This is a genomic window from Halobacillus sp. HZG1, from assembly GCF_035818575.1.
Classification (GTDB): Bacteria; Bacillota; Bacilli; order Bacillales; family Halobacillaceae; genus Halobacillus; species Halobacillus litoralis.
The window spans coordinates 25,127-36,575 of record NZ_JAYLVQ010000032.1 but is presented as its reverse complement, the minus strand read 5'-3'; the positions used below and the strand labels follow the sequence as shown (position 1 = coordinate 36,575).

At 44.2% G+C, this 11,449-nt stretch carries 11 protein-coding genes and 1 pseudogene; 4 read left to right on the top strand and 8 right to left on the bottom strand.

Features of this window, described 5'->3' with window-relative positions; genetic code table 11:
• Positions 1-483 precede the first annotated feature (483 nt).
• The 3 genes and pseudogenes from VKA52_RS04530 (at position 484) to VKA52_RS04520 (ending at position 1,775) form a co-directional block, all read left to right on the top strand.
• A pseudogene (locus VKA52_RS04530) lies at positions 484-912 on the top strand (cell wall hydrolase).
• 42 nt (positions 913-954) lie between these two features.
• Entirely contained in the window at positions 955-1,437 is a 483-nt protein-coding gene (gene gerQ / locus VKA52_RS04525) for a spore coat protein GerQ (RefSeq protein ID WP_439108887.1), read from the top strand.
• A gap of 89 nt (positions 1,438-1,526) precedes the next feature.
• On the top strand, positions 1,527-1,775 hold the full coding sequence (locus VKA52_RS04520) for a hypothetical protein (protein ID WP_160910838.1): 249 nt from the start codon (positions 1,527-1,529) through the stop codon (positions 1,773-1,775).
• Positions 1,776-1,777: 2 nt separating this feature from the next.
• Here VKA52_RS04520 and VKA52_RS04515 read toward each other — a convergent pair whose 3' ends face one another.
• From VKA52_RS04515 to VKA52_RS04505, 3 genes are all read right to left on the bottom strand, one after another.
• The gene (locus tag VKA52_RS04515) at positions 1,778-2,146 is read right to left on the bottom strand and encodes a DUF423 domain-containing protein (protein WP_326314346.1); all 369 of its coding nucleotides are present in this window, start codon (positions 2,144-2,146) and stop codon (positions 1,778-1,780) included.
• Positions 2,147-2,158: 12 nt separating this feature from the next.
• Positions 2,159-2,458 (bottom strand): YwdI family protein, encoded by a 300-nt coding sequence (locus tag VKA52_RS04510; RefSeq protein ID WP_326314345.1) that lies wholly within the window; start codon positions 2,456-2,458, stop codon positions 2,159-2,161.
• A gap of 736 nt (positions 2,459-3,194) precedes the next feature.
• Positions 3,195-4,538 carry a sodium-dependent transporter gene (locus VKA52_RS04505; protein WP_160910835.1) on the bottom strand — a complete coding sequence of 448 codons (1,344 nt, stop codon included), beginning with the start codon at positions 4,536-4,538 and terminating at the stop codon, positions 3,195-3,197.
• Between the two features lie 420 nt (positions 4,539-4,958).
• Here VKA52_RS04505 and VKA52_RS04500 point away from each other — a divergent pair, with 420 nt between their 5' ends.
• Positions 4,959-5,675 carry a YwaF family protein gene (locus VKA52_RS04500; protein WP_326314344.1) on the top strand — a complete coding sequence of 239 codons (717 nt, stop codon included), beginning with the start codon at positions 4,959-4,961 and terminating at the stop codon, positions 5,673-5,675.
• Positions 5,676-5,949: 274 nt separating this feature from the next.
• Here VKA52_RS04500 and VKA52_RS04495 read toward each other — a convergent pair whose 3' ends face one another.
• From VKA52_RS04495 to VKA52_RS04475, 5 genes are all read right to left on the bottom strand, one after another.
• Positions 5,950-6,522: a cytochrome c oxidase subunit 3 gene (locus VKA52_RS04495; protein WP_326314343.1), complete on the bottom strand. Its 573-nt coding sequence runs from the start codon at positions 6,520-6,522 to the stop codon at positions 5,950-5,952.
• Positions 6,519-8,426 carry a cytochrome c oxidase subunit I gene (ctaD, locus tag VKA52_RS04490; RefSeq protein WP_326314342.1) on the bottom strand — a complete coding sequence of 636 codons (1,908 nt, stop codon included), beginning with the start codon at positions 8,424-8,426 and terminating at the stop codon, positions 6,519-6,521. Before ctaD ends, VKA52_RS04495 begins: the two co-directional genes overlap by 4 nt.
• A gap of 24 nt (positions 8,427-8,450) precedes the next feature.
• Entirely contained in the window at positions 8,451-9,149 is a 699-nt protein-coding gene (gene coxB / locus VKA52_RS04485) for a cytochrome c oxidase subunit II (protein ID WP_326314341.1), read from the bottom strand.
• 260 nt (positions 9,150-9,409) lie between these two features.
• Positions 9,410-9,718: a phasin family protein gene (locus VKA52_RS04480; RefSeq protein WP_326314340.1), complete on the bottom strand. Its 309-nt coding sequence runs from the start codon at positions 9,716-9,718 to the stop codon at positions 9,410-9,412.
• Positions 9,715-11,379, bottom strand: coding sequence for an ABC1 kinase family protein (locus VKA52_RS04475; RefSeq protein WP_326314339.1), 1,665 nt, complete (start codon positions 11,377-11,379; stop codon positions 9,715-9,717). The genes VKA52_RS04480 and VKA52_RS04475 overlap by 4 nt, the downstream gene beginning before the upstream one ends.
• Between the last annotated feature and the right edge of the window lie 70 nt (positions 11,380-11,449).

Here is an 11,449-nt window from a genome sequence, read left to right as displayed (position 1 = left end):
TTCATAAGTAAGGTTCCAATTCTTTTCCCCTAGGCGGGTATATAGTGCGTTGTATCAAGCAATTGCGTTTGCTAAACGTCAATGGGGTAGCGTTTATATCATTCACTTCTCATAACCATACGAGCTGATTTTTTAAGTAGTGGTTTCGAGAATCTTCCTTGGTAAGTGGGCGGAGGGGAATGGCGAGACTCCTGCGGGAAAAAAGTGCTAGGTGAGACCCCGGAAGGCGTCAGCCTGAGGAGGCTCAACGCGCTCCCGCGGGAAGCGAGTCATTCCCCGCAGCCCCATCCACTCAATAGAAGTCTCGAAACTGAGTCTTCCATAATCCTTCCATCATTGTTGAAGAACAGTAAGAGGACGTCCCTTCTAGGGAGCTCCTTTTTGTTGTCCATCAGAATATTTTTTTAATCATATCTCCCCGGGCGTCCAACATATAGTGTTAAAGAACATGCAATCATGCCTTTATTAAAGTGAGGTGACCGCATGGCTGTTGTCCCCTTCGAGCAGGCCGATGGGAGATTATTATCGATACTTATGAGGACAAAGGCTGAAGGAGAAGGTAAACGAGGCATGCTTATGGTCGGAAATACAGAAGTCAACCGTGTGCGAGGAGATGGCACTGCTTTTACAGAAATCGATACGGTTCGTAAGATGGCGTTCCAGATTCCCGGCTGTTTTAAGGCTGCTCACTAGGGCTAGTTCTACCACAGGGCACAGGAAAAAGACAAACGGCTTGCAAGAAGGACGATCAACGGGGAGCGGTTCCACCCTGCCACGAATTCACTTTGGTTTGTCAAGTTTTCTCTAGACTGCCGAGCTCAGTGGTTTGGGTCCAATCAATGGAATACGGGCAGGTTCAAACCCCACTGCTTCTATTCTCCGTCTCGGTCTGTCTGTCCTACTGTTTATTAATTCCAATAAGGAGTGATTGAATTGGCACAAAAGAAACCGCAAATGGGCGGGCAAGGTCAGGGACAGCCGATGTACGGCGGCCAATCTTCCCCCTATTACGGCCAAAACCCGTATATGAATTACTATCCGGTTTCACCAATGCAAGGGCAGGGAACCCAGCCTCCGAGTCAACAAGGTGGCTTTCAATTTCCGCAAATGCAGCAAGGACAATCTAAAGGGGGCGTTAATCCTCCGAATATGTTACCTTCTGAAGAATCCTACATTGAGAATATTTTACGGCTGAATGCAGGAAAACCTGCAACCGTATATATGACTTTTGAAAACAATGACCAGTGGAACGCTAAGGTTTTCAAAGGCATTATCGAAGCCGCAGGAAGAGACCACATCATACTTAGCGATCCTCAAACCGGGAAACGTTATTTACTCTTGATGGTTTACCTTGATTACATTACATTCGACGAGGAAATCAACTACAATTATCCCTTTGGAACCGGCCAGGGTATGACCAATCCTCAATCCCGTTAATGAAGCAAAAAACTCGCTATTTCGGTAGCGAGTTTTTCATTTCCATATTCATAATTAATGGCTAAACGCCAAAAGAAAAGGGTGTACAAATGCGACCTCCATATGAGAGTTACCAAAGAGCCCAGTTAGGTGCCCTTTTGTTAGCTGTAATCCTTGCCGTGGTCGGTTTATTTCAGCTCGAACACCAATGGATCATCTTACTCATGTTCTATGTTCTAGCCGGGAGCTTCGCCTTGGAGGGGATGCTCGAGATGAAACGCCAGCAAAAAGTAAATGCCATCATTCAACTTTTGAGGGCGGTTATTCTTCTATTTTTCACGACCATCCTTTACTTCTAGTATTAAAGATTCTTAATAATCGCATAACCCAGCAAAATCCAGCCGATCAAAAATGAAAGGCCACCGAACGGAGTTATCATAGCAAATACTTTAATTCCAGATGTCGCATAGATGTAAAGACTTCCGGAAAACAGCAGAATTCCGATAAAGAAAAACCAACCTGCACCCGTCATAGCACCGGCCTGGATTTTGCTCATTAATAAAGCTGTGACAAACAAAGCCATCGTATGGAACATTTGGTAATCAACGGCTTTCCCCCATTGATCCAATCCTTTTTCGGAGACTTTGCCTTCGAGTCCATGAGCCCCGAAGGCACCTAAAGCGACGGCTAAAAATCCATTAATAACGGCTAAAATTAAAAATATCTTCATTTCTTCTCCCCCTTAAAAATCGAAAATGGAAGAGCCATTGGCCTCGTCATGGTCGATTTTTGTTTCTTTATTCTCTTTCTGGACGGGCTCAGGATTGCCTGCTCCCATCATCTTGCGTATTTCTTCAACGGTTGGTTCCTGGACTGCAGCCGGTGAACTTTGTGTACTTGCCTCTTCCTCTAATAGTAAGTCTGCAAGCAATTTCACCGAACGCACATGCTCCCTCACTTTTTGCTCATCTCCATGCTGGAGCATCGCTTCCTGTATCTCACTGGACATCTTTTTCAAGACCGTTTTGTTGGTGATTGCCATAAATCGTTTTCTCCTTTTCCATAAAAGATGGTTCTCTGTCGTAGTTTAACATGTTCCCCTCCCCCCTGTCCTTTTCTCTCCAGCAGTTTCATCAAATGTTAAAAAGTTACCTTCCAAAATCCCTCTAACCAATATTCCAAATAAGCTCCCTATAGTTGAAGACTCAGTTTCGAGATGCTTCCAGGGTTTGTTGCCTAGTTAAGCGTTAGGGGTGGCTGGGGAGCGCCGAGCTTCCTCGGACTGCGTCCTGCTACCTCCTTCTCCCACGGGAGTCTCGCAGCTTCCCCACCACCCCATTTGTGGAGAAGTGGAACGAACCCCTATACCGAGAGTGAGTGTCTCTTATTCCTCTATCCTAAGTAGGCATAAAACGCTCTATATCAAGCCTTAAGTTCTGGCAGCCCGCAGTAGAAAATTTTATATGATTCATTTCTCTTCATTATTCAAGGTGATCTTTTAGAAGTGGTTTCGAGAATCAACCTAGGTAAAGGGCGAAGGGGAGTGGCGAGACTCCTGCGGGAAAAAAGTGCTTGGTGAGACGCCACAGGACGCAGTCCGAGGAGGCTCACCGCGCTCCCGCGGAAAGCGAGGTATTCCCCGTAGACCCCGTCCACTCAGCATAAGTCTCGAAACTGAGTCTTCAGAAAACCTGCCATATTCTTTAGTAAGTAGCTATGATAATTCAAGCATGTAAAAAAGAACCCCGACGAGTGGTCGAGGTTCCTGGGTTTTGGAATTATAGGGAGATGACTCCGATTTGGTTTAAGAAGATGACAATGATCATGATGGGAGCAATGAACTTGATGATCGTAAACCATAGGTTGCCAAGCAGCCCATTTTTCATATCCGTAGCTTCCAATGCTTCGGATTTTTTGAAGTACCAGCCTACAAGAAGGGCCATGGATAGACCTCCAAGAGGAAGCAGGATGTTGGAGGCGATATAATCCATCGAGTCGAGGATATTCAAGTCTCCAATCGGGGTGACGCCGGACCATAAGCCAAAGCCTAGGGATACGCCAATTCCGAGCACAAACATAATCGATCCTACCAACACACTCGTAGCAAACCGTGTCCAACCAAAAGCTCTCATAAAGTAAGCGGTCGGTACTTCCAGAATAGAGACAGATGATGATAAGGAGGCTAAAATCAAAGCGAAGAAGAACACCAGCCCGATAATTCCGCCAAACGGCATCTGCTCAAAAATACTTGGTAGTGTAATAAATACAAGCGGCGGGCCTGAACTTGGGTCAATTCCAAAAGCAAATACAGCTGGAAAAATCACCACACCTGATATCACGGCAAAAAATGTATCCATGATGCCGATGCCAAGCGTCGCACTTGGTAACTTGTTTTCTTTTTTTAAATAACTGCCATACGTCAGCATAGCTCCCATTCCAAGGCTTAAGGAGAAAAAAGCCTGCCCCAAAGCCGCTATATAAATGGAAGGATTACTAAACGCAGTCCAGTCCGGCTGGAATAAGAATTTCAAACCTTCTGATGCCCCATCCAAAGAAAGGCTGAAGAACGCAAGACCAATCAAAATGATAGCCAGTAAAGGCATGAAAATTTTGTTCGCCGCTTCGATCCCTTTCTTAACACCACTCAATACAATGACAATCGTCAGAATCATGAAGAGTGCCGTCCAGGCAATCGGATGCCATGAGTGGCTGATAAATTGACCAAAAGCGCCATCATAACCGACTTCAGGCGAAGTAAAGAATGAACCATTGATATAATTCCAGAAATAAAAGATCGCCCATCCAGCTACTACAGCATAAAATCCTAAAATCAAGAAAGCACTGGCTATACCAAAGAACCCAGTCAAATACCAGGGAGTCTTAGGTGCAAGCTTTTGGAATGAGCCGACAACGTCGCTCTCTGCTTTCCTTCCAATACTAACTTCAGTCAATAACAGGGGTACACCAATTAAGAGTACAAATAATAAATACAAGATTAAAAAGGCGCCTCCGCCATTATTTCCTGCTACGAAGGAGAATCTCCATATATTTCCGAGTCCGACAGCTGACCCCATCGCGGCAAGCATAAAGCCCAGCTTCGTCCCCCATTGTTCTCTCGCCATACTTTCTACACTCCTCTCACTCATTCACCTTTTTCAGCCGCTCTCTATTTTATTCGGCTTAGTGAAATATTCATCAGCATACCATAGAATAAGCGAGTGTACATACATATTCTGAAATTTCATTTAATTTACAGTCGGTAATCAATTATGGAGGGGTTCCCGGCTTTATTATTCTTCTTTTTTTGGTTCTTTTCAGCAAATTGCAAGCATTCGGATCCAGTCGATTTCAAAACAAATGCGGATGGCATTTCTTTCGTTTTGAAACCGTAAGCCTCGCAAGCTCTCGGAAATGCCGGGTTCCATGTTGTACGAAAGTGCTTGCAGCGAAAGCAATTGATCTTTTTCATATCGACCCTCTCTTCAGCCAAATGATATGGTAGAATCATAGCACAGCTAAAGCCCGTTCTCTAGGAGGCTATTATGGAAGCATGGTTCAGTGAACGAATTGACCAAACCTTTATTACATTCGGAACCAGCCATACATGGATGCTCTCCATTTACTTGGTGGTTTCTATAGGTATCCTTGTGATGCATCGATCTTTAAAGAATTCCAATGTACTACACAACCTTGTGCGTTTCAGTCTATTATTGTTGTTAATCCTTTCTGAGATCAGCTATCAAACCTGGACGATCATACACGGTCTCTGGATGGAAGGAAGCCATCTCCCCCTGCATTTATGCGGAATTGCTTCTTTATTGGGGGTGGCCGCACTCCTTACCTATCATCCGAAACTTATTAAAATCACTTTTTTCATAGGTATTCTGCCAGCAGCCATTGCCTTAATCACTCCCGATATCCCTCATGGATATGAGCACTTCCGCTTTTGGAAGTTCTTTGTGCATCACATGGCTATCTCCTGGACCAGTCTATTTTTGATTGTATCGACAAAAGTCACGATCAGGGGTAAAGACTTGTTGGAAACCTTCTTCTACTTAATCATATACAGTGTATTCATCTTCATTTTCAATACTTTTTTCCAAACCAATTATCTGTACTTGAAGGGTCCTCCCATTGCCGGTACTCCTCTTGATTGGATGGGAGACGGGGTCCTGTATTATATCAGCCTGGTTTTAACAGCCTTCTTTGTTTTTTCCCTTATGTATTTCCTTTACAAGCTCATCAAAAAAACCAGATAGCCCCCCACCATTCAATATAATGGCAGGATTGTGGAAGACTCAGCTTCGAGACTTTCCAGGTTTCGTTGCCCGGGTTGAGCGTCAGGGGCGGAGGGGAATGGCGAGACTCCTGCGGGATAAAAGTGCTTGGTGAGACCCCACAGGACGCAGTCCGAGGAGGCTCACCGCGCTCCCGCGGAAAGCGAGCTATTCCCCGCAGCCCCCATCCACCCAACAGAAGTCTCGAAACTGAGTCTTCAACTAAAGGGAGCTTATCTGTAAAAACACTTTAATATTAGAAAAGGTAAGGTGCGTAGACGATAAGGATGATGAATACCCAGATGACATCGACGAAATGCCAGTAATAGTTGAAGATCTTGTGTTTTTCTTTGAACAAAGACTTCGGCATCGTCTGCTTGAGCTGGACCATTAAAAGAATCATCCATACCAGCCCAAATGCAACGTGTGACGCATGAAGCCCAACGAGTACATAAAAGGAAGCAAGGAAGTTGTTCATCGTAAGGGTGTAGCCTTCACTCCAGTACTTGTAAAATTCATGGATTTCCAACCCCATAAAAATGCTCCCGAGCAGAAAGGTCGTCCCCAGTCCAATCCAAATCTTAAGCCGGTTCCAATTTTCCAATCCACTCTCCGCTATTAGTAATGTACCGCTGCTTGAAAGGAGGAAAACGGATGTCAATATGACGGTTCGAAGCTCGTACACTTCTGTAGGATCCGCTCCCCTGGATGAAGGGGTGTAAAGGATATAGGTAGCGAACAATGTTGCAAACATGATGGCTTCGACAACTAAGTAGAGGAAGAAACCGAGTCGTTTGTCATTGAATAACACCTCCGACGTCTGTTTCATGACTCTTCCTCCTTTCGATACACAGCTTTTCTTTCATCATTAAACACACGGTAGATAAAGAAACCCAGTGCAGCGATTCCACCTATGATCTGCATCCAAACCCATCCATATATAAAACCGACACTCATGACAATCAAAACACCTGCAAGCAGAACAGGAGCCACCGTTTGAATAGCGATAGGAGAAGGTCTGGCCTCTTCGGATTCTGGCAGCCTCTTTCTTTCTACTTTGCTGTACCAGTAAGCATCGATAGAATTGATTTGCGGAACAGGTTGAAACGGATGTTCAGGCGCTGGTGATCCGACGGTCCATTCCAATGTCCGGCCGTCCCACGGATCCGCACCCACAGGGTCAGTAAGTCGATGAGTCTTGTACAAATTCCATGCAACAAACAGCATACTCGCCCCCATCAAAAACGCTCCGATCGTACTGACGAAATTCAATAGGAATACACCATCTTCCCACGTATAGGTATATAAGCGGCGCGGCATCCCATTTAAGCCCGCAAAGTGCTGAGGCATAAATGTTAAATGAAATCCGATAATAAAGAGCCAGAAATGCCATTTTCCCAGTTTTTCATCAAGCATCTTCCCGGTCATTTTCGGATACCAATAATAAATGCCTGCAAATGCACCGAGAATCGTGCCACCTATCATCGTATAGTGAAAATGGGCAACAACGAAATACGAATCATGATACTGGTAGTCTGCCGCTGCAACGGCCAGCATGACCCCTGTCACTCCTCCAATGACGAATGTAGGGATAAATCCTAATGAAAACAGCATAGGAGTCGTTATTCTCACGACCCCTTTTCGCATCGTAAACAACCAGTTGAATACTTTGATGCCGGTGGGAACGGCAATTAACATCGTAGTGATGGCAAAAATAGAATTGGCCAAAGCACCAAGTCCCACTGTAAACATGTGGTGTGCCCATACCATAAATCCTAGTAATCCAATCAATGCAATCGCAACCACCATAGATGTGTACCCATACACTCTTTTTCTTGAAAAAGTTGAGATGACATCCGAAAAGATACCGAAGGCAGGCAGAATCAAAATATACACTTCCGGATGACCAAAAATCCAGAACAAGTGCTGCCAGTACACAGGATCTCCGTATTCCCCAAGAAAGAAGCTCGTTCCGTAAATCCGGTCAAACATCAATAACAACAGCGCTATTGTTAAAACCGGGAAAGCAATCATGATAAGAAAGGATGTGATGAGGGTAGCCCACGAAAATAAGGGCATCCTTGTCATCTTCATCCCTGGTGCACGGAGACGGAAGATGGTGACAATCATATTGATGGCTGTAAAAATCGTACCCAAGCCTGAGACTTGGAGACCGAATATGTAGTAGTTGTTATTAGGGCCCGTCGTGAACGTATCTGTCGCGAGAGGCGCATAGGAAGTCCAACCCGCATTTGGGGCAGCATTAAAGAAGAAAGCCATATTGAAAATGACCCCGCCGGCCACAAACAACCAAAAACTGATCGCATTCAAATAAGGGAAAGCAAGATCATTGGCCCCCAATTGAAGAGGCACTGCGATATTCATTAAACCGATCAGCAAAGGCATGGAGACGAAGAAAATCATGACTGTCCCATGCGTCGTGAAAACTTCGTTATACTTTTGAGATTGGAAAACCCAAAAATCATTTTCCGGTATAGCCAGCTGGGTCCGGATAAACATGGCATCAATGCCCCCACGGATAAAGAAAACCATGGAAAGCAAAATGTACATCGTTCCAATTTTCCGGTTGTCCGTCGTCGTCATATAATCCCAAATCAATGGCCATTTCCTTCTCGTCGTCAACCACCAAAACAAGGCTGCGCCCAAAAGAATGGTTACAATCCAGGACACCACGATATCTGAAGGAACTTCTCCTATAAAAGGTACGTTCATCCCATTCACCCCACCTTCTCCTGTTTACTCTTCCTGCACCCAGTTTTCAAACGATTGCTGACTCATCACTTTCGTCTCAAACCTCATCAGCGTATGTTCCGCCCCGCAAAACTCTGCACATTTCCCCTGATACATCCCCTCTTCGCGTGGCTCAAACGATAATTTCGTCATTTCACCCGGGAGAACATCGATTTTCCCTGATAAGTTCGGAATCCAGAAGGAGTGGATGACATCATTTGATGTAAGACGGAACTGAACTTCCTGATCTACAGGTAAAACGAGTTCATCATAAGATTCTTTACCGTTCTCATAAGTGAATTTCCAATTGTATTGCTGGCCGACCACTTCGACAATCATAGCGTCGCCCTTTGACCCTCCCGCTGAACCTGACACTTTCGAGGTTAGGTCATATGTAGCCTTTACCGTTGGAACGGCTAAGATGGCAAGCAATAAAACAGGAACAATGGTCCATGTGATCTCCAGCCACTTGTTCTCCTTTTCATCTGGTGGAATATTAAATTTCGCCTTCCCTCTTTCCCGGAATTTCCTAAGAAAGTAGACGAATAAAACAAATACGACGATCAGCACAAGCATCATAATGCCAAAGCTCAGGTAGATTAAGTTCGTCAATGTATCAGCAGTATCACTTTTTGGATTGAGTACTCTCATTTGACACCCAGTTAAGAAAGCGATTACGAAAAAGGACAACACTCGTTTATTCACCGACTCTTCCCTCCCCTTCGGTTGGAAATCCGCATATATAGAACTGTCTAGTTATGCTCTATTACCTAATCTTTACAGAACAAAACTCCCCTCTCTGAAAAAACAGCTTCTCCCTTCAAGACTTCGTTTAGCGAGTCACTCGTCAGAATCCTTTTTTCTATAAAGATAAGTTATCGCTGCGCTACAACCCTGCTATCATCCGTATTTACATAACCAAAAAGCCTCCGCATCTGATGAATTCAGAAACGGAGGCTTTTTGGTTATCTTCCATGAAGATTTTCAAGTCTTTCGATGCGGGCTTCCAGTTTTTCATACTCTTCTTTTGAGACAAAGCCCAGTTCCTTCATCTGATCCTGAAACCTGGCTTTCGCCTGTTCATTCCATTCTTTATCTTTGCTCTGACCTTTTGCAATCCACTGGTTCATCCAATTATTGACCATTGTCTTCGCTTGTGAAGGGCTGATTTCTCCGCTCTTCACCATTTCATTGACCATCTTTTCAAAACGTTCCTTGCCACTGATGGCAGCACCTAAACCAAGATGAAACCCTTTCTTCAATAAATCACTCATCCTTCATTCCTCCTATTATGATGGATGCGCTTCAACATCCTCAAATGATTGAACGAACTTACGAGAAACCCAAGTACACCTACTCCTGATACGATACTCCCGATCCATATCGTCGGGAGGACAGGAACAATCAGTGTGTAATATAAAGAAACAGCACCGATTCCTGCAATCACGAGCGAAAGGAAAGTGTAAAATAGATAATATTGATGGAATAAATGGTTTTTTTGATGATAACTCTTCCATTCCCTTTCTTTATCTCCATCCTCGAGATATTCCACCAGAGCTCGCGGCAGGGATAGAAGCGGCCGGGCTGTCTCTTTCGCGATTTCTTTGTATAAAGAAAAACTGGAAGCTTCCCCTGACATCCATTCCTTAATTACCGGTCTTCCCCACTTAATTAAATCGATTTGAGGATACACACTTGTTAAAACTCCAACGATGATTGAAGTCGCACGTCCTAAAAAGGCATAATCAGCAGGAAGCTGAATCGGCTGTTCTTTCACAAACTCTTGTAAATCGCCCAGCATATCATTCATCATATGCGCATCCAACTTGTCAAAGTTCCCATCCAGGTACATGTCGGTTGTCTGCTTCAAGAGTTTTTTCACTTTCTCTGTGTCCGCATCAGGAAGCAGGAAGTCCATTTCCTGCAGCGATTCAATAACTCTGTCATAGTCATCTAATATGAAGCCTTGAATCATTTTACGAATCGAATTCGCATCTTCCTTCTTAATTTCTCCGACCATCCCGAAGTCAATGACAACCACTGTACCATCTTCTTTTAACATCAAGTTTCCAGGGTGAGGGTCGGAGTGAAACATTCCCGCATACAGAAACTGTTCCACACACAAATCGAACAGCGTCCGAGCAATCTTTTCCCGGTCAATGTTATTTTTCTTAATAAAAGATAAGTCCGTGATTTTTGTTCCTTCAATCCATTCCATGACAAGCACACGCTTTGTCGATAGATCGGAATAATAATCAGGGATGTAAACATCTTCAAAATCTGCAAATCTCTTTTTGAAATGATTGCCGTTCTGAAGTTCCATAGTGAAATCCAATTCGTTGCTGATCACTCGGACGACTTCTCGATATAAAGCCGGCAAGTCCGCTTTCTTCCCATAAACGGTAAATTTATTGAGCATCCAGAAGACGATTTTCAATGCTTTGAAGTCCATCCGGAACGTGTCGCGAACCCGGTAGCGCTGGACCTTAACCGCAACGGGGGTGCCGTCTTTCAAATGAGCTTTATAAACCTCGCCGATCGAAGCTGAAGCAATGGAATCTTCCTTGATGTTTGAAAGGTATTCATCAAGAGGTGCATTCCAATCCTCTTCCATGGTCTGTTTCGAATACTTAAATGGAACCGGTTCGACTCTGTCAACGAGCCCCTCTAATTCTTTAATGAAAGATTGCGGTAATAAATCTCCTCTGGAGCTTAAGAACTGGCCGAATTTAATGAGCAGACCACCTAATAGCACGGCCTTCCTGCGGTATTCTTCTGCTTGCTTTGCCAGCATTTCCTCCCATTTCCGTTTTGTGTCCTGATCCCAGATCCGGTGTCTTTTTTCAAACCAGAAGATTTGTATAAGAAATTTCAACGCCATCCAGACGATGATGGATATTCTATATATGGATATGTATTTCAACCGTTTTCCCATTTTCCTCCCCCTCCATACTTCTGTTCTTCATTCTTCCCTTCTCTTATTCTCGTCAATCATATAAATTCTC

Coding starts and splice junctions, on each gene's coding strand:
- gerQ (WP_439108887.1), top strand. CDS start 955: ATGGGCGGGCAAGGTCAGGGACAGCCGATGTACGGCGGCCAATCTTCC.
- VKA52_RS04520 (WP_160910838.1), top strand. CDS start 1,527: ATGCGACCTCCATATGAGAGTTACCAAAGAGCCCAGTTAGGTGCCCTT.
- VKA52_RS04515 (WP_326314346.1), bottom strand. CDS start 2,146: ATGAAGATATTTTTAATTTTAGCCGTTATTAATGGATTTTTAGCCGTC.
- VKA52_RS04510 (WP_326314345.1), bottom strand. CDS start 2,458: ATGGCAATCACCAACAAAACGGTCTTGAAAAAGATGTCCAGTGAGATA.
- VKA52_RS04505 (WP_160910835.1), bottom strand. CDS start 4,538: ATGGCGAGAGAACAATGGGGGACGAAGCTGGGCTTTATGCTTGCCGCG.
- VKA52_RS04500 (WP_326314344.1), top strand. CDS start 4,959: ATGGAAGCATGGTTCAGTGAACGAATTGACCAAACCTTTATTACATTC.
- VKA52_RS04495 (WP_326314343.1), bottom strand. CDS start 6,522: ATGAAACAGACGTCGGAGGTGTTATTCAATGACAAACGACTCGGTTTC.
- ctaD (WP_326314342.1), bottom strand. CDS start 8,426: ATGAACGTACCTTTTATAGGAGAAGTTCCTTCAGATATCGTGGTGTCC.
- VKA52_RS04480 (WP_326314340.1), bottom strand. CDS start 9,718: ATGAGTGATTTATTGAAGAAAGGGTTTCATCTTGGTTTAGGTGCTGCC.
- VKA52_RS04475 (WP_326314339.1), bottom strand. CDS start 11,379: ATGGGAAAACGGTTGAAATACATATCCATATATAGAATATCCATCATC.